30 protein-coding genes are annotated in these 26,650 nt (G+C 44.9%); 22 read left to right on the top strand and 8 right to left on the bottom strand.

Going from position 1 to position 26,650, the window contains the following annotated elements:
• The first annotated feature begins 42 nt into the window (after positions 1-42).
• Positions 43-453, top strand: coding sequence for a hypothetical protein (locus H150_RS0108110; protein ID WP_051083019.1), 411 nt, complete (start codon positions 43-45; stop codon positions 451-453).
• 74 nt (positions 454-527) lie between these two features.
• The gene (locus tag H150_RS0108105; protein ID WP_019958552.1) at positions 528-1,526 is read left to right on the top strand and encodes an adenosine deaminase; all 999 of its coding nucleotides are present in this window, start codon (positions 528-530) and stop codon (positions 1,524-1,526) included.
• A gap of 49 nt (positions 1,527-1,575) precedes the next feature.
• Here H150_RS0108105 and H150_RS0108100 read toward each other — a convergent pair whose 3' ends face one another.
• Together H150_RS0108100 and H150_RS0108095 are read right to left on the bottom strand one after the other, a co-directional pair.
• The gene (locus H150_RS0108100) at positions 1,576-1,899 is read right to left on the bottom strand and encodes a YnfA family protein (protein WP_019958551.1); all 324 of its coding nucleotides are present in this window, start codon (positions 1,897-1,899) and stop codon (positions 1,576-1,578) included.
• Positions 1,900-1,906: 7 nt separating this feature from the next.
• Positions 1,907-2,431 (bottom strand): hypothetical protein, encoded by a 525-nt coding sequence (locus tag H150_RS0108095; RefSeq protein ID WP_019958550.1) that lies wholly within the window; start codon positions 2,429-2,431, stop codon positions 1,907-1,909.
• A 166-nt stretch (positions 2,432-2,597) separates the two neighbouring features.
• On the opposite strand from H150_RS0108095, the gene H150_RS0108090 reads away from it, so the two are divergent.
• From H150_RS0108090 to H150_RS0108070, 5 genes are all read left to right on the top strand, one after another.
• Positions 2,598-2,831: an RNA-binding S4 domain-containing protein gene (locus H150_RS0108090; RefSeq protein ID WP_019958549.1), complete on the top strand. Its 234-nt coding sequence runs from the start codon at positions 2,598-2,600 to the stop codon at positions 2,829-2,831.
• Positions 2,828-3,004, top strand: a complete 177-nt coding sequence (locus H150_RS14990; RefSeq protein ID WP_019958548.1) for an oxidoreductase-like domain-containing protein — start codon at positions 2,828-2,830, stop codon at positions 3,002-3,004. The genes H150_RS0108090 and H150_RS14990 overlap by 4 nt, the downstream gene beginning before the upstream one ends.
• On the top strand, positions 2,994-3,830 hold the full coding sequence (locus H150_RS0108080) for a PHP domain-containing protein (RefSeq protein WP_019958547.1): 837 nt from the start codon (positions 2,994-2,996) through the stop codon (positions 3,828-3,830). The genes H150_RS14990 and H150_RS0108080 overlap by 11 nt, the downstream gene beginning before the upstream one ends.
• 401 nt (positions 3,831-4,231) lie before the next feature.
• A complete protein-coding gene (locus tag H150_RS0108075; RefSeq protein WP_019958546.1) occupies positions 4,232-4,852 on the top strand; it encodes an L-threonylcarbamoyladenylate synthase in 621 nt (206 codons plus the stop codon).
• Positions 4,853-4,866: 14 nt separating this feature from the next.
• Positions 4,867-5,526, top strand: a complete 660-nt coding sequence (locus tag H150_RS0108070) for a site-2 protease family protein (RefSeq protein ID WP_019958545.1) — start codon at positions 4,867-4,869, stop codon at positions 5,524-5,526.
• Between the two features lie 67 nt (positions 5,527-5,593).
• Here the strand turns inward: H150_RS0108070 and H150_RS14050 are convergent, their stop codons facing one another.
• Together H150_RS14050 and recQ are read right to left on the bottom strand one after the other, a co-directional pair.
• Positions 5,594-6,148: a DUF2799 domain-containing protein gene (locus H150_RS14050; protein WP_019958544.1), complete on the bottom strand. Its 555-nt coding sequence runs from the start codon at positions 6,146-6,148 to the stop codon at positions 5,594-5,596.
• Between the two features lie 64 nt (positions 6,149-6,212).
• Positions 6,213-8,045 carry a DNA helicase RecQ gene (gene recQ, locus H150_RS14045; RefSeq protein ID WP_019958543.1) on the bottom strand — a complete coding sequence of 611 codons (1,833 nt, stop codon included), beginning with the start codon at positions 8,043-8,045 and terminating at the stop codon, positions 6,213-6,215.
• A 108-nt stretch (positions 8,046-8,153) separates the two neighbouring features.
• On the opposite strand from recQ, the gene H150_RS0108055 reads away from it, so the two are divergent.
• The 9 genes from H150_RS0108055 (at position 8,154) to H150_RS0108015 (ending at position 14,482) form a co-directional block, all read left to right on the top strand.
• On the top strand, positions 8,154-8,591 hold the full coding sequence (locus H150_RS0108055) for a surface-adhesin E family protein (RefSeq protein WP_019958542.1): 438 nt from the start codon (positions 8,154-8,156) through the stop codon (positions 8,589-8,591).
• 20 nt (positions 8,592-8,611) lie between these two features.
• Complete coding sequence (locus tag H150_RS0108050) at positions 8,612-8,932, top strand: efflux RND transporter periplasmic adaptor subunit (protein ID WP_019958541.1); 321 nt, start codon at positions 8,612-8,614, stop codon at positions 8,930-8,932.
• Positions 8,933-8,942: 10 nt separating this feature from the next.
• Positions 8,943-9,308, top strand: a complete 366-nt coding sequence (locus H150_RS0108045; RefSeq protein ID WP_019958540.1) for an ArsC/Spx/MgsR family protein — start codon at positions 8,943-8,945, stop codon at positions 9,306-9,308.
• On the top strand, positions 9,295-9,936 hold the full coding sequence (locus tag H150_RS0108040; protein ID WP_019958539.1) for a YdcF family protein: 642 nt from the start codon (positions 9,295-9,297) through the stop codon (positions 9,934-9,936). Before H150_RS0108045 ends, H150_RS0108040 begins: the two co-directional genes overlap by 14 nt.
• Before the next feature lie 33 nt (positions 9,937-9,969).
• Positions 9,970-10,398 carry a CopD family protein gene (locus tag H150_RS0108035; RefSeq protein ID WP_019958538.1) on the top strand — a complete coding sequence of 143 codons (429 nt, stop codon included), beginning with the start codon at positions 9,970-9,972 and terminating at the stop codon, positions 10,396-10,398.
• A gap of 8 nt (positions 10,399-10,406) precedes the next feature.
• Entirely contained in the window at positions 10,407-10,868 is a 462-nt protein-coding gene (locus H150_RS0108030) for a CYTH domain-containing protein (RefSeq protein ID WP_019958537.1), read from the top strand.
• A gap of 27 nt (positions 10,869-10,895) precedes the next feature.
• Entirely contained in the window at positions 10,896-12,170 is a 1,275-nt protein-coding gene (gene hemL / locus H150_RS0108025; protein ID WP_019958536.1) for a glutamate-1-semialdehyde 2,1-aminomutase, read from the top strand.
• 279 nt (positions 12,171-12,449) lie between these two features.
• The gene (gdhA, locus tag H150_RS0108020) at positions 12,450-13,793 is read left to right on the top strand and encodes an NADP-specific glutamate dehydrogenase (protein WP_040755807.1); all 1,344 of its coding nucleotides are present in this window, start codon (positions 12,450-12,452) and stop codon (positions 13,791-13,793) included.
• 149 nt (positions 13,794-13,942) lie between these two features.
• Complete coding sequence (locus tag H150_RS0108015) at positions 13,943-14,482, top strand: GTP-binding protein (RefSeq protein WP_019958534.1); 540 nt, start codon at positions 13,943-13,945, stop codon at positions 14,480-14,482.
• A 111-nt stretch (positions 14,483-14,593) separates the two neighbouring features.
• On the opposite strand, the gene mltA is transcribed toward H150_RS0108015, so the two are convergent.
• Entirely contained in the window at positions 14,594-15,940 is a 1,347-nt protein-coding gene (gene mltA, locus H150_RS0108010) for a murein transglycosylase A (protein ID WP_019958533.1), read from the bottom strand.
• Positions 15,941-15,994: 54 nt separating this feature from the next.
• On the bottom strand, positions 15,995-17,443 hold the full coding sequence (locus H150_RS0108005) for a capsule assembly Wzi family protein (protein WP_019958532.1): 1,449 nt from the start codon (positions 17,441-17,443) through the stop codon (positions 15,995-15,997).
• Between the two features lie 122 nt (positions 17,444-17,565).
• Between H150_RS0108005 and mutS the strand changes: the two genes are divergently transcribed.
• The 6 genes from mutS (at position 17,566) to H150_RS14780 (ending at position 23,979) form a co-directional block, all read left to right on the top strand.
• On the top strand, positions 17,566-20,157 hold the full coding sequence (gene mutS, locus H150_RS0108000) for a DNA mismatch repair protein MutS (RefSeq protein WP_155970497.1): 2,592 nt from the start codon (positions 17,566-17,568) through the stop codon (positions 20,155-20,157).
• A gap of 51 nt (positions 20,158-20,208) precedes the next feature.
• Positions 20,209-20,622 (top strand): VOC family protein, encoded by a 414-nt coding sequence (locus tag H150_RS0107995; protein ID WP_019958530.1) that lies wholly within the window; start codon positions 20,209-20,211, stop codon positions 20,620-20,622.
• A gap of 105 nt (positions 20,623-20,727) precedes the next feature.
• Positions 20,728-21,267: an ATP-dependent protease subunit HslV gene (hslV, locus tag H150_RS0107990; RefSeq protein ID WP_019958529.1), complete on the top strand. Its 540-nt coding sequence runs from the start codon at positions 20,728-20,730 to the stop codon at positions 21,265-21,267.
• A gap of 52 nt (positions 21,268-21,319) precedes the next feature.
• Positions 21,320-21,781: a hypothetical protein gene (locus H150_RS0107985; RefSeq protein ID WP_019958528.1), complete on the top strand. Its 462-nt coding sequence runs from the start codon at positions 21,320-21,322 to the stop codon at positions 21,779-21,781.
• A 45-nt stretch (positions 21,782-21,826) separates the two neighbouring features.
• On the top strand, positions 21,827-23,158 hold the full coding sequence (gene hslU, locus H150_RS0107980; RefSeq protein ID WP_019958527.1) for an ATP-dependent protease ATPase subunit HslU: 1,332 nt from the start codon (positions 21,827-21,829) through the stop codon (positions 23,156-23,158).
• Positions 23,159-23,241: 83 nt separating this feature from the next.
• Positions 23,242-23,979 carry a DUF4870 domain-containing protein gene (locus H150_RS14780; RefSeq protein WP_019958526.1) on the top strand — a complete coding sequence of 246 codons (738 nt, stop codon included), beginning with the start codon at positions 23,242-23,244 and terminating at the stop codon, positions 23,977-23,979.
• Positions 23,980-24,051: 72 nt separating this feature from the next.
• Here H150_RS14780 and H150_RS0107970 read toward each other — a convergent pair whose 3' ends face one another.
• The gene (locus H150_RS0107970) at positions 24,052-25,209 is read right to left on the bottom strand and encodes a branched-chain amino acid ABC transporter substrate-binding protein (protein ID WP_019958525.1); all 1,158 of its coding nucleotides are present in this window, start codon (positions 25,207-25,209) and stop codon (positions 24,052-24,054) included.
• A 549-nt stretch (positions 25,210-25,758) separates the two neighbouring features.
• Positions 25,759-26,604, bottom strand: coding sequence for a GNAT family N-acetyltransferase (locus tag H150_RS0107960; protein WP_026353580.1), 846 nt, complete (start codon positions 26,602-26,604; stop codon positions 25,759-25,761).
• Between the last annotated feature and the right edge of the window lie 46 nt (positions 26,605-26,650).

Here is a 26,650-nt window from a genome sequence, read left to right as displayed (position 1 = left end):
TATTTGTGGTCTTTCAGGCCGCCTCTTCATGAAGGAATGGCCGTGTTAGTGGTCTTGATAATTGCCGTATTGTTATTGTTCGGCTGCGTGTTATTGGTGCTTATTGTACCGCATCCCATCACTTGGTTGATGGCTTTGGTGTTGGGTTTGTTAATCGGGTTGATATTGTTACCCAAATACCAAGCACAAAAACAAGCACTTGAAAAAGGTGTGACAGTGATGGCGCAAGTGCAAAGCATACGACAATGGCAGCGCAAAGAAGGTGATGGCAACTATAAAACACAATATGAAGTCACCGCTCATTGGCTGCATCCAAACAGTGGTAAACTACATGTGTTTGTCAGCAATCCATTGGTTAAAAAACCTGTTGTCGCTGTTGGTGACGAGGTTGCCGTCTTGGTGGTGTGGGAGCGGTCTGAATATTACCAAATGGATGAAGCCTATTTACAATAACCGACAAGCATTATTGAATAACAAGGGGACGCAAAACGGTGTTTTTGCGTTTTTTTTATTTGGAGTATCGCCTTATGAGCACCCATTCTTTGATTCAAACCTTGCCCAAAACAGAATTACACGTTCACATTGAAGGCACGTTTGAGCCTGAATTGATGTTTGCCATTGCTCAGCGCAACGGCATTGAAATTCCTTATCAAAATGTTGAAGAAGTGCGCCAAGCGTATGATTTTCACAATTTGCAGTCTTTTTTAAACATTTATTATGCGGGTGCCAAAGTGTTGGTACACGAGCAAGATTTTTACGATTTGGCGTGGGCGTATTTTGAAAAATGTGCGCAAGACCATGTGGTGCATACTGAAATCTTTTTCGACCCACAAACTCATACCGATCGTGGCATCGCGTTTGAAACCGTCCTGAAAGGTTTAAAACGTGCTTGTGATGATGCACAAGAAAAACTCAATATCAGCTCGCATTTGATTATGTGCTTCTTGCGCCATTTGAGCGAAGAGGCGGCATTGGCCACTTTAGAACAAGCTTTGCCATTCAAAGACGATATTATTGGCGTGGGTTTGGATTCTAGCGAAGTGGGTCATCCACCTGAAAAGTTTGCGCGTGTGTTTGCCAAAGCGCGTGCTGAGGGCTTTTTGATTGTGGCGCATGCAGGCGAAGAAGGACCGCCTGAATATGTGTGGCAAGCTTTGGATGTGTTGCAAGTCAATCGTGTTGATCATGGTGTGCGTTCAGAAGAAGATTCCAAATTGATGCAACGTTTGATTGACGACAAAATGCCGTTGACCGTTTGTCCGTTGAGCAATTTGAAATTGTGCGTGGTGTCAGACATGCGTGAACACAATATTCGTCGCTTGCTGGCGCAAGGTGTGATGGTGACGGTCAATTCGGATGATCCGTCTTATTTTGGCGGTTATGTGAATGACAATTTCATCGCCATTGCTGAGGCTCTGGATTTGACTGCGGCTGAAATCAAACAATTGTGCATCCATTCATTCATAGCTTCGTTTTTGCCTGAGTCTGAAAAGCAAGCTTGGATAGAGAAAATTCAAGCCATGTAATATGGTCAGTCATTCAAGCGTCCTGTAAACCTTTACAGGACGCTTGTTTTTAATTTTGCCACGGTACAACAATCAATAATACGCCTGTCAAAATCACGCCTGCGCCCAACCAATCATTCCATTGCAACGCTATTTTGTCGACCCATTGCAACCACAACAACGCACTGATGACGTACACGCCACCATAAGCGGCATACACGCGTCCTGAAGCCGTCGGATGCAAACTCAATAAATACACAAACGCACACAAAGCCGCCGCGCCTAACACCAATAACCACACAGAACCATTTTGTCTGAGCCAAATATAAGGCAAAAAACAGCCTAAAATTTCCATGAGCGCAGTGAGAAAAAACAAAGCCAAAGTTTTGAGCATAAGAGGATTACGAATGGTTTTTTTGATGCAGCGATTGTAACGTTTTTAACAATACTTGAGCGTCTATATCCAATTCATTGCAACAGATGGCAACAGGTGTTTGGAAACGTTTCCAGTGTTGGCGAGCGTCTACTTGGCGGTATTTGTATTGCATGTCTATAAACGCCAAGGGCGCATCTAAAAAAATCAAAATATAGGTTTGGTTTTTGTGTTGTTGCATGTGTATGCATTGAATCGCCATCCATGCCACACGGCTGCCATTTGCCAAGGTAATGCCAGCTTTCCCCCAGCGCAAAGCAGGTTTTTTACGCAGCAATTTGTATAAGGGTTTGGAAGAATATTGGGCAAAGGTGATGGCAATGATGCCAATGATGGGATAAAAAAAATAAGGAGATTGTAAAACGCCAAACAAAAACCGTTCACGCGCCACATCTGCGCCATCTAAAATCAAATACACACTGCTGACCATAATCAATAACATGGGCAACAAGGCAGTCAAGAGCATAGAGCGGTTGTAATAGACTTGATGCATAAGATAATGATGGATTCAAGGTGCGGCGTTTGAGTGAAGTTGGAAATGATGTCAGCATTGCTTGAGCAGAACAAGTTGTGTGAATTAATCGGTCAATAATTGACGACAAGCGCATGAAGGGGTTTTTTGGCGTAAAATAGCTTGATACGAAATGAAAGAATAAAAAATGAACGAAACCTTTGATTTATTAGAACAACAGCACATTGCTTTGTGTGATTTATTGAAAATTACAGGCGCAGCCGAAAGTGGTGGTCAAGCGAAAGCTTTGATTAGCGATGGATTGGTTTTGCGCAATGGTCAGGTCGAAATCCGTAAAACCGCTAAAATTAAAGATGGCGAAACCATTACCATGCCTGAATTTAATGTCACGATTGTGGTCACTAAAAGTGCAATGGCATGAGCGAGTTATTGCCCGAACCTGTCATGCCTGAAGATTGGGAATGTTGTGGCAGCGATTGTGGTGATGTATGTGTCTGGAATATGTATTACCGTGACAAAGCCGCTTATGATGCGCAGCAATTGCAATTGAAAAACCAAGTGGCAAATGAAAAGGACATTGCTGATGAACATTGATTTACATTGTCATTCCAATGTGTCGGATGGTTCTTTGCCGCCTGTGGAGGTGGTGCGCTTGGCGCATCAAAATGGTGCCAAAATGTTGGCTTTGACCGACCACGATACCTTAACGGGTTTGCCTGTGGCTCGGGCGGAAGCTGCGCGTTTGGGTTTGCCATTTATCAATGGTGTGGAAGTGTCTGTGACTTGGAATAACAAAGTCATTCACATTGTGGGTTTGAACATGCGTGACGATGTGCCTGAATTTCAGGCCGCTTTGGATACTTTGCGCAGTGGTCGCATCAGTCGTTTGCAATTGATGGCGGAAAAGTTGGACAAAAAAGGTATTGCAGGCGCATATGAAGGCGCTTTGGCTTTGGCTGGTAGCCCCGACAGCGTTGGACGAGCGCATTTGGCACGGTTTTTGGTGCAAGCGGGGCACGTTAAAAACATGCAGCAGGCATTCAAAAAATACTTGGGCGATGGCAAGCCAGCTTATGTCAAACACGAATGGGCCAGTTTACAGGACGCTGTAAAATGGATTGTCGATGCAGGCGGGGTGGCCGTGATTGCACATCCTGCACGTTACGACATGAGCGCCACCAAAATGCGCGAAATGATAGGCGAATTTAAAGAAGCGGGTGGCATCGGTATTGAAGTTGCATCGAGCTCACACAGTTTGAGCGAGCGTTTGAATTACGCTTTGTTGGCTGAACGATTTGAATTGTACGCAAGCGTTGGCAGCGATTACCATGGCGTCAACGAAGGCGGACAATTGGGTGTGCCGCCACCATTGCCACCGATTTGCAAGCCGATTTGGACATTGTTCGACCAAGCAGCATAATCATTTTGCGGTCATGGAAATGACACGATGAGCAGATGCGCATGGCAATATGGGTACAAGATTTTCACCATTTTGTTGGCGTTATTTTATGTGTTTGATGGGCAATAATCTAGTTGGGATAAATTGGGCTTGGTATTTTTAATCCCATGATTGACCGCACTGGTTTTGTTCATAGCGTCCTATAAAAATCAAGGGATGGTTGATCATCCTTAGCGGCAAAGCCGAGGCGTTTGATTCGGGGCTATTGGGTGCAGAGCAAATGCCTGTAACTGTTCGAAAAAAAACGCTGGCTTACAGCAACCAGTTGGTTTTTCGGTGTGATGCTGCTATTGGTTTGTGATTTTGAATTGAAAGCTTGATTTGCCAATTAGACACACCATCATCAAAAAGGAAGACATCTTATGGCACAATTTTTGACCATCCATCCTGATAATCCGCAAGAGCGTTTGGTGCATCAAGCGGCGGAGTTGATTCGTGGCGGTGCGGTAGCGGTGGTGCCGACCGATTCTTGTTATGCTTTGGTGTGTGCTTTGGGTAACAAAAAATCGATGGAGCGCATTCAAGCCATACGCCGTCTGGACAAACACCATCATTTTACGTTGCTGTGTCATGATTTGAGTGAATTGGGGACGTATGCCCGTGTGGACAATGCCCAATTTCGCTTGCTCAAAGCTGCCACACCAGGTAGTTACACATTTATTTTAACCGCAACCAAAGAAGTACCTGCGCGTACCATGCATCCTAAGCGCAAAACCATTGGTTTGCGTGTGCCTGAGCATGCCATTGTCAGTGCGATTGTGGCTCAGTTGGGTGAGCCTTTGCTCAGTTGTACTTTGATGCTGCCTGAAGACGATGAGCCTTTGACCGATGCTTATGACATTCGTGAGCGTTTGGATCATCATGTGGATTTGATTATTGATGGTGGTTGGTGCGGGACTGAGCCGACTACAGTCATAGACATGACTGAAGGTACTCAATTACTGCGTGCAGGCAAAGGTGATGTGTCTTTGTTTGGTTTTTAAATTGAAGGAAAAACATGTTTCAGTCGTTTGATTTGGGGATTTTTTTACTGGCGATTGTGCCTGTCTTGTTGGCTTTAACCGTACACGAGGCTTCACATGGCTATATGGCGCGTCATTATGGTGACCGCACTGCCGAACAATTGGGTCGTTTGACTTTGAATCCATTGGCGCACATTGATTTGGTCGGCACCATTATCATTCCGTTGCTGACATTCATGTTCACACCATTTATTTTCGGCTGGGCAAAGCCAGTACCAGTACAAACTCGCAATTTGCGCAATATGCGTGTCGGCATGCGTATGGTGGCGATTGCAGGACCTGCATCTAATTTGATGATGGCTTTGGTTTGGGCAGTGATATTGGGACTCAGTTATGTGGTGCCGATGACTTTTCAAGAAGGTTTGGCGAAGATGGCAAGCATTGGCATTATGATTAATGCGGTGTTGTTTACTTTGAATATGTTGCCGATTTTGCCATTGGATGGTGGTCGTTTTGTCGATTCGTTTTTGCCTGCCAAAGCCTCACAAAGCTTTCAAAAGATTGAACCTTATGGCACTTGGATTTTAATTGGTTTGATGATGACGGGTTTGCTGTGGATGATTATGGGTCCTGTTGTGACCATGATTATGAAATTTTCACAATTGATTGCAGCATTGGTCGCTGGTATTTTTTAAGATACGGTGATATGAAAAAGCGTCCTGTAAACGATTACAGGACGCTTTTTGATTATTGTTTTCAGTTTTAATAGACGTTGTGCATGCGTTGGAAATCGCGCAAACGATAAGCTTGGTGGTCGTATTCGGCCTCGGCTTGGCGCAAACGCAGATGTGCGCTGCGTCTTTCACTATGATAATGGCGTCGCTCATCGTCAGACAATTTGTCACGCAAGCGTCTGTCGATGCGTTCTAAGTTTTCAATTTGGTTCTCAACCTCTTTTTTGGCCTCTACATAATCATGTGGAACATGGTAAAAAGGCCCAAGCAAGGTTTGTTGTTGGCTAGGGCACACGTTGATATCGCCGCGTCCTTGCATGGCAAGGCTGAACACATTTTGCGGTTGGCAATAATTTTTCAAACCTTCTTGATAACCGAGGCGATATTGGTTGAAATCAGGTGTGATATTGGCCTTGGTGCAGGCTTTTTGGTGGCGTGCCAATTGTTGGTTGTTGTAACCTGCGTTGCCATCTTGTAAACCAATTTGGCGCCAATCTGCCACCATGCATTCTTCTGGCGACATGGAAGCGCAGCTGCTCACGGTCAATGTTGCCGTGATTAATGCCCAATAAAATGGTTTCATGCCGCCCCTTTGTCTGCTGTGTTTTTATGATATGTGCAAATAATCCCTGTTTTTCAACAGATTATCAAGCCAAAATATCGGTATTAGGTTCGACATCATTTTGTAAAATGTTGACGCACAAATCGACAATTTCTTGACCATATTTGGCTTGTTTGCTGCTACCCAAACCATAAATGCCATCCAATTGCGCCAAATTTTGTGGTGCATGTTCCACCAAACTGTCCAAAGTACGGTCGGCAAAAACCACATAAGCAGGCACGCTGTCCGCCAGCGCACGCGCTTTGCGCCAAGTGCGCAAGGCTTGCCACAAACGTTCTTGACGTTCGGTGCGCAAAACAGTGGTTTTAGGCGCAGACAATACCGCTTTTTTATCCCGTTTGAGTGGGCGCAACCACAATTGTTGTTCGCCTTTCAGGACGGCTTTGGATGCTTCGGTCAATTGCAAAGCTTGGTTGTGGCTGAGATTGACGCTGAGCAATCCGCCTGCCACGCATTGGCGCACAACCGAACGCCATTCTTTGTCGCTTAAGTCCGCACCAATATTGAAAGTAGACAGTTTGTCATGACCTAAGCGGCGCACCCAATCGCTGTCTTTGCCTCGTAAAACATCGATGACGTAGGAAGTGGCACAATTTTGTTTGAGGCGATAAACGCATGACAATAATTTTTGTACCAATTCGGTCGCATCAAAACGCACAGGCGTTTCCAAACAATTGTCACAATGGCCACAAGGCTCTGAAACTTCGTCAAATTGGGCCAATAACAATTGGCGGCGACAAGTAGCGGTTTCGCACAAAGACAAGACCGCATCGACTTTTTGTAATTCGATTTGTTTTTGCATTGAGCTGGCTTCGCCGTCTTGTATGCGTTGGCGTAGCAATACCCAATCGTTTAAGCCATAACACAACCAAGAAATCGCTGGCAGCCCATCACGTCCTGCCCGTCCTGATTCTTGATAAAAATGTTCGATGGATTTTGGCATGTCCAAATGTGCGACAAAACGCACATCGGGTTTGTCTATGCCCATACCAAACGCCACCGTCGCCACGACAATCACATTGTCTTCTTGGCTGAATTGTTTTTGATGGCGCGTACGAACAGCCATGTCCAAACCTGCGTGGTAGGGAATGGCATTGAAACCATTTTCTTGCAATAGCAAAGCCACTTCTTCCACCCGTTTGCGTGACAGGCAATACACAATTCCGCTGACTTGATGCCCTTGGCTTTTGATAAATTGTAACAATTGTTTTTTACCATTGTTCTTTTCGATGACTTGGTAAAAAATATTGGGACGGTCAAAACTGGACACAAAAGTTTGAGCGTCCTGTAATTGTAAATAATGGCGAATGTCGGCACGGGTTTCTTCGTCTGCGGTAGCCGTTAACGCCATGCGAGGAATGTGTGGGAATTCGTGGGCTAAAAAGCCCAATTGTTGGTATTCAGGTCGAAAATCGTGCCCCCATTGGCTGACACAATGCGCTTCATCAATGGCAAACAAACCGATATCGATAGAATGCATAAAGCGCACAAAACGCTCGCTCACCAAACGTTCAGGCGCAACGTATAACAGTTTCAGGACGCCTTGTCGGATGTCGTGAGCGATGGCATGCAGTTTTTCAGAGGGAATGCCACTGTGAACCGCTGCCGCAGCAACGCCTGCGGCCTGTAAATTGGCGACTTGGTCATCCATTAACGCAATCAATGGCGACACCACAATGGTGACACCTGCACGCATTAAAGCAGGGATTTGGTAGCACAAAGATTTGCCGCCACCTGTTGGCATTAACACGATGGCATGGTTTCCTGTTGCCACACATTCGACAATGTCGGCTTGTTGACCACGGAAATTTTGGTAGCCAAAGGTGTCGTGTAAAATCTGTAAGGCGTGGGTGTTCATGTGATGCGCAACCGTGACGAAAACATCATTTTAGTCGCTTTAAGCTGCTAATGACAGTTAATAGCTGCTACACTGATTGCCTTAAATAGATGCTTTGATGGATGATAAATGGTGACACAATCAAAACCTTGGTTAGGCATATTGGGCGTGGTGGCAATCTTGATGTTGTCTGCTTGCCAAACCACTTCTCAAGTGGGTCCAGTAGGTTCTTGGAAAGCTTTGGGCGACTCTGCCAATAAAAATGTGAAACATGAAATTGACACTCAAAGCATACAAAAAAATGGCAATGTGGTGACGTATCGCACTCGCACAGTGGTCGATGATATCCGTTTGGAGTCTTTGCCGAATGTGCCAGTGTTCAAAACGGCGGTCAGCACTTATCAAATGCAATGTCGTGAACGCAGCTATCGTATTTTGGACACTGAATTGTATAACCAACAAGGCGTGATGATTAATCAGCAAACTTTCGGTCATCAAGTCGGTTATAACTTGGTAACGACAGGCTCGGCGGCAAAAAAACAATATGATTTGGTGTGTCCACAGTAAATGACACAAAGGGGTAGAAAATGAAGCATTATTGGATGGCAGCAGTATGCTCGTTGGCGACAACTTGGGCTGTGGCGCAAACACCTATTGAAATGGAATTGTTGTCAGCACAAAAGTCGTATCAAACGGCTTTAAGCAGCATACAATTGAGCAAAACCCAATTGCTTGAAAAACAAAGCCAGTTGGTGATTGCCCAACAGCGTCTTGAGGCGGCTAAAAGCAGTGTGAGCCAATTGGAAGCAGAGGTTAGCCGTTTACAGGCCGCTCAAACCAGTGCGGAGCAACAGTTACAAAGTTTTGGAAGTCGTTTGGACAGCGCGTGGAGTGCCGCCAAACCTTAAGAGAGCGAACATGAAACAGTATTATCACAATCCTCAATGCTCTAAATCGCGCGAAGCTTTGGCTTTGTTGCAAGAAGCAGGGGTGGATGTGCAAATCATTTTGTATTTAGAACAGGTTTTGACGCCAGAGACGGTTTTGTCTTTGGCAAAAGCTTTGGGACAACCTGTTTCAGCCTTGGTGCGTGCCAGTCAAGATGAACATGAGTCGTGGCCACATTTACAGGACGCTGATGATGTGGCTTGGGCCAATGTTTTGGCTGAGCATCGGCATTTGTTACAGCGTCCCATTTTGGTATGCGGTGAGGATGCGGTGATTTGCCGACCACCGTCTTTGGCTTTGAGTTGGTTGGCTGAACAAGGTCATGAACAAGCATAAATCTTTTTGGTATTACCTGCGCCGCGGTGTGTATTTGAGTGTGTTGGCGGTATTGGTATTGCAAACTTGGGCTTTGTACCAAGTGTGGCATTATGCGCAGCCGCAAACTTTGCAACAGGCGGATGCTGCCGTGGTGCTTGGTGCTGCTGCTTGGGGTAAAAATCCATCACCTGTGTTCAAAGAGCGCATCAATTATGGTTTAAAACTTTACCGCGATGGCATGGTGGATAAATTGATTTTTACAGGTGGAACGCCTGTGGAAGGTTATCCGACTGAGGCGGCAGTGGCGGCGCGTTATGCAGGCAAGCAAGGCATCAAACAAGCTGACATGATTTTAGAAAGCCAGTCGCGCGACACATATGAAAATTTGTATAACACGCGGGAATTGTTGGTTGGCAGCGAGATGAAGCGTTTGATTGTCATCAGTGATCCACATCATTTGGCGCGCGCTCATTTTATTGCGGATGATTTGGGTATGGATGTGCAAACTGCTCCGACACCAACATCGCGTTATAACGACAGTGCGCAGAGCAAACAATTGCGATTGTGGTTAGAGGAAAGTTTTTTATTGGTGTTATACCAAGCTGGGCGTTTGTTTCCACAAGCTCGCGATCACATACGTACTTAATGAATAGTCTTTGCTTGATGCTAAGGGGGCGACATGTATTTGTGGTTCAAACTATTGCATGTGTTTTTTGTGATTTCTTGGTTCGCAGGTTTGTTGTCTCTGCCCCGATTGTTTGTCAATTTGGCACACATGCTGCCTCATACCACGGAAACCCAACGTGAGTATCAACGTTTGTTGGCTATGGCAGAGAAGTTATGGCGGTTCATGACACCTTGGGCGATATTGGCAGTGGTGTTTGGTTTATTCAGTTTGATGAGTGGCAGCTTATGGCAAGGATGGTCGCATTCTAAAATCACATTGGGTGTGATTTTGCTTGGCTATCATTTTTATTGTTGGCGTTTGTTGCAAGATTTTCGTGCAGAGCGAAATATTTATTCGCCACGTTGGTTTCGTATATATGGTGAAATTCCAACCTTAATATTGGCGGTGGCTTTGTATTTGGTGGTGTTTAAACCATTTTGAGGATGTGTATGGCAGTTGAAATTGAACGCCGTTTTTTGGTGAAAAACGATGCTTGGCGTGGACAAGTTGAGCCTAAATTATTGTATCAAGCATATTTGAGCGTCGAAAAAGAGCGCACCATGCGTGTGCGTGTGGTGGGGGACGAGGCGTGGTTGACTTTAAAAGGGTATATTTCTGATGTGTCACGCCATGAGTTTGAATACCCCATTCCATTACAGGACGCTTTGAGCATCATTGACAATATGTGTCCGTTTAAAATGAAAAAACACCGTTATTGTATTGATTTTGGTGGACATACATTTGAAGTCGATGAGTATTTTGGCGACAATGCACCTTTGGTGGTGGCAGAAATTGAATTGCCATCGGAAGACACTGCGTTTGAGCGTCCTGAATGGTTGGGTGAGGAAATCACCCATGATGGTCGTTTTACCAATGCTTATTTGAGTCAACATCCTTACAGTGCGTGGTAAGCGTCCTGTAAACAAGTAGGAATTATTATGAATCGCAATGAAGAGTTATTTGAACAAGCCAAACAAGTCATTCCCGGTGGCGTGAATTCGCCTGTGCGCGCGTTTGGTAGTGTTGGTGGCGTGCCGCGCTTTATTAAAAAAGCACAAGGCGCGCACGTTTGGGATGAAGCGGGCGTCGAGTACATTGATTATGTTGGTTCTTGGGGTCCTGCGATTGTGGGGCATGCACATCCTGAAGTGATTGAAGCGGTGCGTGAAGTGGCTTTGGATGGTTTGTCGTTTGGTGCGCCTACCGAAGGTGAAGTGCGCATTGCCGAGGAAATCATCAAACTTGTGCCAAGTGTGGAGCAAGTGCGTTTGGTCAGCTCAGGCACCGAAGCGACGATGACGGCCATTCGTTTGGCGCGCGGTTTTACAGGCCGCGATAAAATCATCAAGTTTGAAGGCTGTTATCACGGCCATTCTGACAGCTTGTTGGTGAAAGCTGGCAGCGGTTTGCTCACGTTTGGCAATCCTAGCTCAGCAGGTGTGCCGCAAGACTTCACCCAACACACCATCGTTTTGTCTTACAACGATATCGAGCAATTGCAAAACACATTTGACAAAATCGGTGATGAAATTGCGTGTGTGATTTTGGAGCCGATTGCTGGCAATATGAACATGGTGCAACCAATACCTGATTTCTTAAAAGCCTTGCGTGGTTTGACTGAGCAACACGGTTCGGTATTGATTTACGATGAAGTGATGACGGGTTTCCGTGTGGCTTTGGGTGGTGCACAATCGTTGCACGGCATCACACCTGATTTAACGACAATGGGCAAAGTGATTGGTGGCGGCATGCCTTTAGCGGCATTTGGTGGTCGCAAAGACATCATGGCGTGTATTTCACCTTTGGGCGGTGTGTACCAAGCAGGTACTTTGTCGGGAAACCCCTTGGCAGTAATGGCAGGTTTGAAAACTTTGGAAATCATTCAGCGTGATGGTTTTTATGAGTGTTTGAATCGCAACAGTGAGCGTTTGGTTAATGGTTTGTGTGCAGCTGCCGCCAAAGCTGGTGTGCCATTGAGTGGTCAATATGTTGGCGGCATGTTTGGTTTTTATTTTAATGACCGCATTCCACAAACTTTTGCGGATGTATCAGCGAGTGACCAAGAGGCGTTTAAGCACTTTTTCCATGGCATGTTAGAGCGTGGTGTGGCATTGGCGCCATCGGCATTTGAGGCTTCTTTTATGTCTGCGGCGCACAATGATGAACTCATTAATGAAACCATTGCAAGAGTTGAAGATTATTTTGGAATTTAATGACAATATAGTAAAATAGGTACCAGATGCCAAGGCTGTAAAAAGTATTGGCATTTTTTTATAGATATATTTTAGTATTGGTACTTTATTTCAAAATAAATTTTTCTTTGCTTTAAAGTAGCCAAAACTCAGTAAAAATTACCTGTTTGCTTTCTGGATTGTGCTAGAATTAGGTTCAAATTGAGCCTATACGTCGGTATTCATGGTTTAGCTGTCATCATGATGTCATTGATATAGTCTGTATGAATTTTTTTCTTGTTACACTTTAAGGATGTCATTTTGAAATATAGCAATGTGAACGAGTTCCTGAATCAGGTTGCCGTTCGAGATTCAAATCAGCCAGAGTTTTTGCAAGCCGTTAAAGAAGTGATGACCAGTTTATGGCCATTCATTGAAAAAAATCCACAATATGGCGAACATGGTTTATTAGAGCGTCTAGTGGAACCTGAACGTGTGATTCAATTCCGAGTGGCATGGGTCGATGATCATAACCAAGTTCAAGTTAATCGTGCTTTCCGTGTTCAATTCAATTCAGCCATCGGTCCTTTCAAAGGCGGCATGCGCTTTCACCCATCTGTTAATCTCTCCATTCTTAAATTCCTCGGTTTCGAACAAACTTTCAAAAATGCTTTGACCACTTTGCCTATGGGCGGCGGTAAAGGCGGCTCTGACTTCGACCCTAAAGGCAAGAGTGATGGCGAAGTGATGCGTTTTTGCCAAGCGTTGATGGTGGAATTGTACCGTCACTTAGGCTCAAATACCGACGTTCCTGCTGGTGATATTGGTGTGGGTGCACGCGAAGTGGGCTTCATGGCTGGTATGATGAAAAAATTGAGCAATGATGCCAGCTGTGTATTCACGGGTAAAGGCATGGCTTATGGTGGCAGCTTGGTGCGTCCTGAAGCGACAGGTTATGGCAATGTGTATTTCGCTGAAGAAATGTTGCGTACCCGTGGTATGAATTTGGATGGTCAAATTGTCTCTGTTTCAGGCTCGGGCAATGTGGCGCAATACGCTGCGCAAAAAGCCACTGAATTGGGTGCAAAAGTGGTGACTTTGAGTGATTCAGGCGGCATGATTTATGTGAAAGATGGTATTTCTGAAGACATGTTGGCTGAAATCATGAATTTGAAGAACATTCAACGTGGTCGTTTGTCTGACTTAGCCAATGTGGCAGGTATTGAGTATATTGCAGGTCAACGTCCTTGGGCTGTACCTGTAGACATTGCAATGCCATGTGCAACGCAAAATGAATTGAATGGTGCTGATGCAGCATTGTTGATTCAAAATGGCGTGAAATGTGTGGCTGAAGGTGCTAATATGCCATCAACATTGGATGCAGTAGACGCATTTGTAGATGCGAAAATTTTGTATGCACCAGGTAAAGCATCAAACGCAGGTGGTGTTGCGACTTCTGGCTTGGAAATGTCACAAAACAGCTTGCGCTTTAACTGGACTCATGGTGAAGTAGACGAACGTTTGCATGCTATTATGAAAGACATTCATGGCAATTGCGTTCGCTATGGTAAGCAAAAAGATGGTTTCATTAACTATGTTAATGGCGCTAATATAGCTGGTTTTGTCAAAGTTGCTGATGCCATGATTGCTCAAGGTGTTTATTGATTTGAGTGATTTAATCGCAGAAACTTTAATCTAACCCAGCGTCATGCTGGGTTTTTTATTGCTATGATGCACACGGGCATTGCGCCTAGTAAGCCTTAAGTGGCTTATATGAGACTACACACACATATTTAAAACGGGAACATACCGCAATGTTTGATCACAAAATCATTGTTACCGGACCTGTAGGCGCCGGTAAAAGCACTGCCATTCGTACTTATAGTACGTCTCAGGTGGTGGAAACTGACATCTTGGCTTCAGACCAAACACAAACCATGAAAGAGGCAACGACTGTTGCGATGGATTACGGTACGATTGTTTTGGATGCCGAAACCAAAGTGCATTTGTATGGTACGCCAGGTCAAGAACGTTTTGATTTCATGTGGGAAATCTTAAGCAAAGGCAGCCGTGGGGTCATCATTGTGTTGAATGCCAGCGCACGCAATCCCTTGCAAGATTTGCGTTTTTATTTGCATGCTTTTGCCGATGTTTTGGATCGTGTGCCTTTGGTGATTGGTGTCAATAAAATCAGTATGGAACAAAGAGAATCTGATTTTATTGAAAAACTGCAACAAGCTGCTATTGACTTTGGTAGTGATGCCGATGTGTTGGCGGTAGACATACGCAAGCGCAAAGACATGAATAAATTGGTCAAGCGTATTTTGTTTTCAGATAAATTGTTTGCCAAATAATCAAAGAAGCGTCCTGTAAACATTTACAGGACGCTTCTTTGATTTAGGCATTCTTTATTGCAATGAGTATGAGGCCGCATTCATGCACACCCTAAGGCATGTATGAATGCTTTAGGGTTGGTAACGAGGTGTATAACCATTTGGCAACAACATCCAAACTTGCCCTTGGTGTTTCATTTTGCCTGCCACATTGCCTGCGGCATCACCATAACCCCAGAAATAATCCACACGTATGCCGCCTTTGATAGCGGTGCCTGTATCTTGTGCCATGATTAAACGGTTGTGGGGTTGATTATGGAGTGGATGCGTGGTCGCCACAAAAATAGGTGAACCCAATTCCACATGATGGCGGTCTACTGCGGCTGAATATTCATCTGTCAACGGTGCACCTAAAGCACCGATAGGACCTTCATTGGCGCTGGCTGGGTTGGTGCGGAAGAAAATATAGCTTGGATTTTGTCCCAACACTTCAGACAATCGTTGAGGATTTTGTTGCATCCATGCTTTGATGCCTTGCATAGAAGTTTGCGCTAAGGGCAAATAGCCTTTATTGGCCATATAAGTGGCAACGGATTTGTAAGGATGTTCATTTTTATCAGCAAAACCCAAGCGCACAAATTGACCGCTTGGCGTTTGCAAGCGTCCTGAACCTTGAATGTGCAAGAAGAACAATTCGACAGGGTCATTGGCATAGGCCAAAACAGGTGCTTTGCCATTCAGGGCGCCTGCATTGATTTCAGCACGGGTGTAATACGGCACAAATTGATTGCCAACCACCCGACCTTTGAGATTGCGGCTGCGTTCGTTAATAGGGAAATTGTTCAAATTGGCGCTGAGGTTACCACCTGCAGCGATGCGACCTTGATTGGCACCTGTCACATTGATGCGCACATTGCCTTTACTTAAGCGATTGGCGTCAGGCAAAGGCACGCTGATAAAATCATTCGGAATGCCATAAATTGGAAAGCGCGCTTGCGTTGTTTGGTGGGTATCACCAAGCAAAACAGGCTCGTAATAACCTGTTACGGTGCCTGAGTGATTGCCATTGTCGGTGATTTTCCAAGGTGTAAACAAATTCTCAAAAAACACTTTTGCCGCTTGATTGTTCATCGGCGTGATTTTGGCTTGTTGGCAAACTGCTTGCCATTGTACTTTGTTGGTTAGCTTGGTACAGCCACGCTGGAAAGACAATAAAGATTGTTGAAACGCTTGGCCTTGCCATTCAGGGATGTCTTGGAATGTGGCTGAGGTATAGCGGACGTTTTGACCAGGTGTGGCAAAGGTTTGCCCTGCAGGCGTAGCAGGAATCGCAGAAATAGGACCTTGAATAGGGGTATTTGCATTGCCGCTGCTCGGAGGTGGTGTTGTGGTGGATGGGCAAGCGGTTAATAAGGCTGCTGTTGAGCAGATGGCGATTAAACGAAATTTATTGGAATGAAGTAATTGGTGTTTTTTCATGGCTTCTAAAGTCGAACAGGCAGCCAAGCTGCCTGTGGAATTAAAGTGGGTTGGTTACTTAAAAGGCATTGAAAGTTTCACGCCTACACCAGCACCATCGTATGTCGATACGTCAGCAGCATGGTTGTACCATACAGTTGAATCGACATTCAAACCATTTTTAAATGTCTTACCATAGCCGACTTCTAACATCGCCATTTTATCTGCATAAGATAAAATACGATTGTTGGCATGATCGGTTGGATTGACTTCTGCATAAGTGACTTTACCGCTGAGGCGTTGTTGGTCAGGCGTTGAGAAAGTGACTTTGGTGGTCACGGTTTTTGCATCACCACCTAAGGCATAGCCTAAAGGTGCACCTTGTTGGTAATAGCCATTGCGATAAATATGGTGATTATAGGTAATGCCTTCTTTGCTGCCCAATGAAGTGGTGGTGTCTGCGCCTTCTACATACCAATTGACAGCATTGTTACCCATAGCATGGCTGCCTTCTACGCCAAGCAAATAAGTATTTTTAGAAGGTAAACCACCTGCTTCGTCTTCACCAATGGCTTGACCATAAATACTCACAGGTAAGCCAATTAAAGGTTGTAGTTTTAATTTGGCTTCAAAACCACCTAATTGATTGCCTGGTTCTTGGCTTTTTTCAGCAGCGGTGTAAGTATTGTCACCTTTGCCAATCAGGCCATTCCAAAAAGATTTTGCAGATTGAGGACGACCTTCACCACCCCATTGCATGGCACGAGAAGCGCCCAGTTCCAAGTAATCAGTAGGTTGGATGTTCACGCGCATACCAATCAATTTGGCATCAGGTACGGCATCATAATGTGCCAATTGACCCGCAGTCAGTTGGTATTGCCAGCGACCTAACCATGATAACCAAGGAGATTCAAACGGTGTTTGCTCGGCACGTTGCAAGGCAAAACCAGTTACAGGACGGGCAGTATGACCCATAATCAAACTGCCTTCTTTGCCCGGACCCCACCAACGTTGTTGTTGGCCAAAAGACAGCCACTGATTGCCCAATTTGACTGCTCCATAAGAGCCATTCAAATTGCCATGACTTGAGCGATCTACACCCTCACCACCAACAGCATTGCCTTGTAAGCGAACGTCAACATATTGGTTTTGATATTGAGCAATAGCAGAAAATCGGTGTTGATCTGTAGTTGTGTCACCTAAGCCTTGACCTAAAGGGTTAAAGCCCGTAGCAGATTGCGCTTCAACCACAAAATTGGATTTTAAAGCGTTTAATCGATTGCGCACTTGATCAATCATCAATTGGTCTTGAGTGGTTTGTGGTTTGGCATCGCTTAACGCAATTTGCACTTCTTCACCGCTCATCGGCCATGTAGACAAGCTGAGGTTAATCACACCGCGGTTGCTTAACCAAGACAAATCTTGTTGTAATTGTTCATCAGGTAAAACCATGCCATTGGCCAAAGCTTGCGCCCCTACCAAAGCCAGTGAACTTGCCAATAGTGTGCGTAACCAGTGTTGCATAGAATTCCTTAGAACAATCATGATAGTAGAATATTATTTGGATTATAACAGTACGATGTCACAAGACCAAAGCAGCTTCGGTACAATATGGTTTGTTTTTACACTATATAGTTTAGATATTTATGAGTGCCAAGCCCACTGTTTCGCCAATGATGCTTCAATATTTGTCTTTGAAACAACATCATCCCGATAAATTGATGTTTTATCGCATGGGTGATTTTTATGAATTGTTTTTTGATGATGCATCCAAAGCAGCCCAATTGTTAGACATCACGTTGACCAGTCGTGGTCAATATGAAGGTGAGCCGATTAAAATGGCGGGTGTGCCGTTTCATGCCGCAGAGCAGTATTTGGCCAAATTGGTGAAGCTGGGCGAATCTGTTGCGATTGTGGAACAAGTGGGGGAAGTGGGTGCAAGTAAAGGACCTGTTGAGCGCAAAGTGGTGCGTGTGGTGACACCAGGTACTTTGACCGACAGTGCTTTGTTGGACGACAAAGACAGCAATCGCATTGTGGCCATAGCTAAACACAAAAAAGCTTGGGCAGTGGCATGGGCTTCGTTGCAAAGTGGTGAATTTCGTTGCCAATTGTGTGCAGCTGACCATATTGTGCATGTGTTGGGACGCTTGGAGCCTGCTGAGATTTTGATTGCGGATGGTCATGGTTTGGATTTGGGTGTTTTTGCCAAAATCACGACCCGTTTGCATGCTTGGCAAGTAGAAGCCGATGCAGGTCGTGGGCAGATTTTGCGCTATTACCAAATTCAAGATTTACATGGTTTGGGTTTAGAAGATGAAGCCTATTTGCCTGCGGTGGCGGCTGCGGGAGCTTTGCTCAATTACATTCAAATGACCCAATCGCAAATGCCGCAGCATTTAGAAGCCTTGCAATGCGAGTCACACAGTCAATACATTCAAATTGATGCTGCCAGCCGTCGCAATTTAGAAATCAGCCAAACCTTGAGCGGCAAAGCTGCCCCGACTTTATTGTCGCGTATGGATGTGTGTGCCACACACATGGGCAGCCGTTTATTGCATCAGTGGTTGCATCAGCCGTTAACGCACAAAGCGGAGATTGTATTGCGTCAACAAGCTGTGGTGGCTTTGTTGGCACATTACACATGGTTACAGGACGCTTTTAAACCCATTGCAGACATCGAGCGTATCACAGCACGCATTGCCGTTGGCAGTGCGCGTCCACGAGATTTGGCAGGATTGCGTGACAGTTTATCGGTGTTGGCACATTTGGCTTGGCCTGAAAAATGCACCAGCGAATTACTCACCAATTTGCAAACGGTATTGCCACAAGGCTTGGCTATCGCAGCCCGTTTACAGGCCGCTATCTTGCCTGAGCCTGCTGTGTGGTTGCGTGATGGTGGTGTCATCAATGATGGTTTTGATGCTCATTTGGATGATTTGCGCCATGTACAAAATCATGGTGATGAATTTTTACAAGCATTGGAAGCACGAGAACGTGAGCGCACGGGTTTATCGACGCTGAAAGTGGAATTCAATCGGGTACATGGTTTTTACATTGAATTGAGCAAGGCGCAAGCTGAGTCTGCACCAAGCGATTACCAGCGTCGTCAAACTTTGAAAAATGTTGAACGCTATATCACACCTGAATTAAAATCGTTTGAAGACAAAGTGTTGACTGCGCAAGATCAAGCTTTGGCGTTAGAGAAAAAACTGTTTGATGCGTTGGTGCTAGAGTTACAGGACGCTTTGAGTTTATTGCAGCAATTGGCGAAGGCAACGGCAACTTTGGACGTGTTGGCAAGTTTGGCGGCTGTGGCGGCGCAAGACGGATGGGTTGTACCACAATTATTAGATTTTCCGTGTATCGACATTCAGCAAGGTCGTCATCCTGTGGTGGCGGCACAAGTGACACAATTTATCGCCAATGATGCGCAACTCGATAGCAAACGCCGTTTGATGTTGTTAACAGGTCCCAATATGGGTGGTAAATCGACGTTCATGCGTCAAACGGCTTTGTTGGTATTGCTTGCTCATGTCGGTTCTTTGGTGCCTGCGCAGTCTGCTCGCATTGGTATGGTCGACCAAATTTTTACCCGTATTGGCGCATCCGATGATTTGGCGGGCAATCGCTCGACTTTCATGGTGGAAATGTCGGAGTCGGCTTATATTTTGAATCATGCCACGGAAAAATCGTTGGTATTGATGGACGAAGTGGGGAGAGGTACATCCACATTTGATGGCTTGGCGTTGGCGCAATCGATTGCCGAATATTTGCTACAAAAAAACAAATCGCTGACTTTGTTTGCCACACATTATTTTGAATTAACCAAGCTGCCTGAACGCTTTCAGGACGCTTTTAACATGCATTTGAATGCTTTGGAACAAGGACAAGACATTGTGTTCTTGCACCAAGTTCAAGCAGGACCTGCCAGCAAAAGTTATGGCGTGGCGGTGGCAAAATTGGCAGGTTTGCCGAATAAAGCTTTACATTCTGCACAGCAATATTTACAACAATTAGAGCAACAACAGCGTGAACAACAGGCACAATTGGGCTTGTTCCAAGAGTGGGAACCTGATGCTCAAATCACAGTCGATGAGCATGTTGATACAACTTGTATTCCTAATGAATATTTAGCTTGTATCGAAGCCTTACAACAATTGCAAGCCGATGAGCTCACCCCTAAAGCTGCTTTGGATGTGATTTACCAATTGCAAGCATTGCTGCCTCAAGCATAAATCCAATGGGAGTCTCTTGGCTGCGATACTGATTAAAACAGGAGTATGACCATGAGTTTTAGCCCATTTGTGATGTTTGATGGTGATTGTGAAGCGGCATTTGTGTTTTATCAGAGTGTTTTTGGTGGCAATGTGCGATTGTTGCGTTATAGCGATGCACCTTTGTTGGAGCAAGCCAGTGCTGCTTTGAGCCCAAAAATCATGTTTGCGCAGTTGGATTTGGGCGGGCAAGAATTATTAGGCTGTGATACGTCTGAAAACATGTATCAGCCACAACAAGGCATGTTGGTGTCGTGGCAAGGCGATACGGAAGAAGATGTGGAGCGTATTTTTGAAGCTTTGAGCGAAGGTGGTATGGTTCGCAAGGCTTTGGATTATACATTTTGGACACCTAAATATGGTTTGGTTGAAGACAAGTTTGGTGTGATATGGATGATTAGCTGTCGTTCTCATGCCACGCTTTGAGAGGCGAATGACATTTTTTATGTCAGTTTGGCTTGATGTCCGAACAGTTTGCCCTCATCTTAAATAAGTTAATCAAGGTGAAATATCCATAATTAAGGAGTTTATATGCAGCAATTTGACGGCACGACGATTGTGTCGGTGCGACGTGGTGAACATGTGGCCATCGGTGGTGACGGTCAAGTCACTTTGGGCAATACCATTATCAAAGCCACCGCACGCAAAGTGCGTAAATTGTATAACAATCAAGTGTTGGCAGGTTTTGCAGGCGGTACAGCAGATGCGTTTACTTTAATTGAGTTGTTTGAAAGCAAATTGCAAAAACACCAAGGCAAATTGATGGTGGCAGCGATTGAGTTGGCAAAAGAATGGCGTACAGACCGTGCATTGCGTCGCTTAGAAGCGATGTTGATTGTTGCGGACAAACACTATACTTTGGTGATTACAGGCAATGGTGATGTGTTAGAGCCTGAAGACAGCATTGCGGCGATTGGTTCGGGTGGTGCATTTGCACAATCTGCAGCGCGTGCTTTGATGGAAAATACGGATTTAGCGCCTGAGGTAGTGGTTAAAAAGTCGCTGGAAATTGCAGGCAGCATTTGTATTTACACCAATCAAAATCATACGATTGAAATTTTGGGCGCATAAACTTATTGCAGCAAGCAGTAAGCGTATAGTGGCTTATACAGGGAAAACAAATATGTTGAAAAAACTGACTTTGGGTTTGATGGCGGTATTAAGTACGAGTGCAGTCATGGCTGCTGGTTTTGGTGCACAAGATGCTGGTGTATATGAATTGGTGACGTTGAAAAACAACCAACCTGCAGGTTTGTCAGGCATTCAAATGCGTTTGACTCATCAAAATGGCCGTTGGGCTATGGATGGTAAAGACGGTACTTTAAAAGGTGCTGCTAAAAACCAATGGCAAAATATTTGTTCAACCAGTAATTGTGATTTTCAAGCCTCTACAGGCAGCCAACTACAAGCGATTTTCCCACAATTGGCGCAAATGAAAAAAGCCGATGATATTGGCTGTATTCAAAATCAAGTACAAGCATTTTGTCGTTTTGACAGCAAGGCTCAGAAAGGCTATACCAGCTATATGATGGTAGCCTTACAATCTAAGCCACCGGTGCAAATGATTTTGCAACGTCAAGAATAAAAACATTTTGATGCTCCGCGTGAGCATGAAGAACAGGATCTATTTATGTCAGCAGCCGTAATGACACCACAAGAAATTGTGTCAGAATTAGACAAACACATTATTGGTCAACACAACGCTAAAAAATCAGTTGCGGTCGCTTTGCGTAACCGTTATCGCCGCAGCCAAGTCGCTGAACCTTTGCGCACTGAAATTGTGCCAAAAAACATTTTGATGATAGGTCCAACTGGCGTAGGTAAAACCGAGATTGCACGCCGTTTGGCTCGCTTGGCAAATGCGCCTTTCATCAAAATTGAAGCGACCAAGTTCACGGAAGTCGGCTATGTGGGTCGTGATGTGGATTCAATCATTCGTGATTTGATTGAAAATGCGATTAAAAATGTGCGTGAAATTGAAATCAAAAAAAACCGCGACCGTGCGCAAGATGCAGCAGAAAATCGTGTTTTAGATGCTTTGTTGCCACCACCACGTCAAGTCGGTTTTGAAGGTGAAAAACCAGAAGCTTCACCTGAAACCAATACCCGTCAAAAATTCCGCAAAATGTTGCGTGAAGGCAGTTTGGACGACAAAGAAATCGAAATTGATGTGGCACAAGGCGCTGCAGCGATGTCGATTATGGGTCCTCCGGGAATGGAAGACTTTACCCAGCAATTGCAAGGTATGTTTGCCAATATGGGTCAAGGCAAAACCAAAAAGCAAAAAATGCGTGTTGATGCGGCGATGAAATTGTTGCTAGATGAAGAAGCGGCAAAATTAATCAACGAAGACGATATGCGTGAAAAAGCGGTGGCTGCGGTCGAAAACCATGGCATCGTGTTTTTGGATGAAATCGACAAAATTGCAGGCAGTGATCGTGCGGGCGCAGACGTTTCTCGTCAAGGCGTACAACGTGATTTGTTGCCATTGGTGGAAGGTACTACGGTACAAACCAAATACGGTATGATTAAGACCGATCACATTTTGTTTGTGGCTTCTGGTGCATTCCATTTGAGCAAGCCTTCAGATTTGATTCCTGAATTGCAAGGTCGTTTCCCGATTCGTGTTGAGTTGGATAATTTGTCGGTAGACGATTTCAAACAAATTTTGACTGGTACGGATGCTTGTTTGACCAAGCAATACCAAGCGTTGTTGGCGACCGATGAAGTAGAATTGGTCTTTACCGATGAAGGCGTGGAGCGTTTGGCGCAAATTGCATTCCAAGTGAACGAAAAAACTGAAAACATTGGCGCACGTCGATTGCATACAGTGTTGGAAAAATTGTTGGAAGAAGTGTCATTCTCTAGCCCTAAAGGTGAAGTAGTCATTGATGCGGCTTATGTGAATGAGCGTTTGCAAAATGTGGCAGAGCAAGAAGACTTGGCTCGTTATATTTTGTAAGATTTGAAGCTAGGCTCAGGCAGATGGTTCTGCTTGAGCGTCCTGTAAACAAGCAATACCTATTGAAACCAAGAGGGAATGTCATGTCTTACCAATCTGCTTATTTTAACCGCAAACAGCAAGCCATTCGTGCCATGAGTGATATTGCTGCGGGACATACTGAAAACACAGTGGCCGCTGATAGCCAAGCGACCGTGTTTCCAATTCGTTATGCCAAAGATTTAATGGTACAAACCGCAGACAGCTTGCAAGATGACGTGAAACAAGCATCTATGGCTGAGGCAGCGCATACTTCTAACCATGTGACACAAGGTGTGAGCGAACTGGTTGAGCCTAAATTGGCAGCGTCAGAAGCTGTAGCAGTCAATGAGGCTGAAGAAGTTGTGTTGGAAAAAGCATCAGACAATACAGCGGCAGCGCAAACAGAAGCAAACACCGATCAGCCAGCTGCATCTTCTGAAAAATACCAAACTTATACCGCTAATCAATCTTTAAATGCCAATGTGTCTAAAGATGAGCGTGGTTTGGCATTGGTCATGTGGTTGGGCAGTTTGGTGTTTTTGATGATTCCTGCCATGATTGTCTTGCTCAATGGCAATGCATCCGATTATTTGAAACAACAAGCGCGTGAAGCTTTGAATTGGACTTCTACCTTCTTGTTGGGCAGTGTGGCGTGTACGATTTTGATGCTGATTTTCATCGGTGGACCATTGCAAGTCTTGTTGAGTATCGCGCACGTGATATTCTGTTTGTTGGGTGCGAATGCGGCACGCTCAGGCAGTACATATCGTGTGCCTATGGCTTGGCGTCCATTGGATTAATCATTGGGTATTCCAACAAGCGTCCTGTAATATTACAGGACGCTTTTTAATTGATTTGAGACGGCTTAAAAATTACTCAGCCACAACCCATTGACCGTCTTTGATGGTGTAAATGGTTACCACGCCATCTTTCAAGTCGCCGCTTTCTGTGAATGAGATTTTGCCTGTAATGCCTTCAAATTGAGAAGCGGCCAATTTTGGCACATATTGCGCTGCATCTGCAGATTGTGCTTCATTCATGGCGTTAATCACCACATTGGTCGCATCGTAAGCATATGGAGAGTAAGCCACAACTTCGCCACCAAATGCGGTTTTGTATTTCTCAGCAAAGGCCGCGCGACCTGGCATCTTGTCGTCAGCTACTGAGGCGGTAGAAGCGAATGCGCCATTCGCAGCATCGCCTGCTAAAGTTGGGAAATTGCTGGTTTTCAAGCCATCAGCACCCATGTATTTGGCTTCAACACCTTGCTTACGCAATTCTTTCAACAATGGTGCACCTTGTGGGTCCATGCCACCGTAGAAAATCAAATCAGGTTTGGCAGCTTTCATCGCGGTTACAATCGCACCAAAATCGGTAGCACTGGTGCTGGTGAATTCGGTTGCAATTTTCTTCGCGCCAGCGGCTTCGGCAGCAGTAGCGAAGTCATTGGCCAAACCTTCACCGTAAGCCGTTTTGTCATGAATCACAGCAAAGGTTTTTGCACCCAATTTGCTAACTGCATAAGCGCCCAGGGCATCACCTTGTTGCTTGTCGTTCGAAATCACACGGAACGTGCCTTTGAAGCCTTGTTGGGTCAGTTTAGGACCTGTTACAGAGTAGGCTACCAATGGAATATTGTGGTCGTTGTACACGATAGAAGCTGGCAAAGTCGCACCTGTTACCAAGTGACCAATCACCGCATTGACTTTGGCATCTACAAAACGGTCAGCCACTTGAGCCGCAGTTTTTGGGTCTGCCATGTCGTCTTCTGAAAGCAATTCAAATTTAACTACTTGACCGTTCCAAGTAAGTTGTTTGGCATTGGCTTCATCGACAGCCAATTTCACACCATTGGCTGCATCTTTACCCCATTCAGCAAATGCGCCTGTCAATGGGTTGGCTGTACCCAATTTCACCACAATTTCACCACCTGTGGTTGCAGGTGCTGAGGCGCTTGCGCCGCTGGCAGCAGGCTGTGCTGCGGTAGGTGCGGTTTCTGCTGGTTTGCCACCACAAGCTGCCAACAACAAAGCCGCGGCAACAGCGAAACTTACTTAAAGTCAACATGTCTCTTCCTAACCTTTGAATCGATAAAGTGATGTCGTGTGCCAAGGTATGGATTCGTTTTTGGTATTGTTGATGCCGAATCAATTGCCATGCACGTTTACGACCATCGCAATCATACTTAGCTTGAATGGTTTCCATGCTAAGTATGAAAATGTGTTAAGAATTGTTGCTTTTTTTATGGGTTTTCGTCAAGAGGATGGCTGATTTGACGCAAGATTGTGTCGCAATTTTGTATTTTAAGGCATCTTTGCGTCAGGAATTGCAATAGGATTAAATGGGTGTTGTTGTTTGATTTATAGTCATATTGATGTCAATTAAACATTGTTTTTAATGTTTCGATTAATCAAATAAACGCAATAAAATGCTAAGCCATATCATGACGAATTATAATTGTTTTATCATATTAAATGAAGAAAATATCCATATTTTGACAATTTGATAGGTCAAAACATCAAAAAAGAGCAATAAAAAAAGCCCTGATATTTTAAAATCAGGGCTGTTGGTATTGGGTGTTACAGGCTGCGACGGAAATGATGGCTGGCAATGAAAAACTCATTGTCAAAACACAAACGATGCATCGGCGCGCGTTCTGGGGATACATAAGCATTCAAATGAATTTCAGTGCAACCGAGTTTGCGCGCTTCGATGGTGACTGCATCCAATAAAGTTTGTGCATGACCTTGGCGGCGGTAGGCTTGTTGGGTGACCAAATCATCAATATGAATGAAACGACCCCATACCAAATTGTGGGTCAAACGGAAACCACAGACTGCGACGGCTTCTTTTTGCTCAGGTACAAACACCGCAAACAAACGGTAGCCTGCGCCACGTTGGATATTGTCTACTTGATTGGCAAAAGATTGCGTTGAAACCAAGCTCACACGCAACTCTTTCATGGCGTGATAAGCCAAGGCGGTGTCTGGTGGCAAAATCTCTTTGACTGTGATCGACTCAGGAGTGGTTGCAATGGCAGGCTCCATCGTTTTTTCTGCTTGTTCGATGGTGTTTTGTGCTGCGGCAATCACGGCTTTTTCAGGTGTGATGGTTGGGGTAGAGGCGGCGATGGCTTCAGATTCTGACATTTCTTTGCAGTCAATTAAACGCAAATCATTGTCTTGGGCAAAATCCATCAAAAACTGGAACATTTCAGGATGCAGTTCTGCCAATTTTTTATCCACTGCCACACAGCTCACATTGTCGACCAGCAACGGACGAACATACTGATGGTAAGACAGGCGTCCTGTATTGAATGAAGACAAAATACCAGACAGGCGTTCTGACCAGTCGCTTGGACGGAAACGTTTGCCTTTGGTCGTCATGCCTTGAATCAGAATTTCATACGGATTACATACTTGCATAAGATTCGCTCTTTTGGGACGCTTGATGCGCGGTGATTAGAATGGG

Origin of the sequence: Vitreoscilla stercoraria DSM 513 (assembly GCF_000382305.1) — a bacterium.
Taxonomy (GTDB): Bacteria; Pseudomonadota; Gammaproteobacteria; order Burkholderiales; family Neisseriaceae; genus Vitreoscilla; species Vitreoscilla stercoraria.
This window is presented reverse-complemented; position numbering and strand designations above follow the sequence as displayed.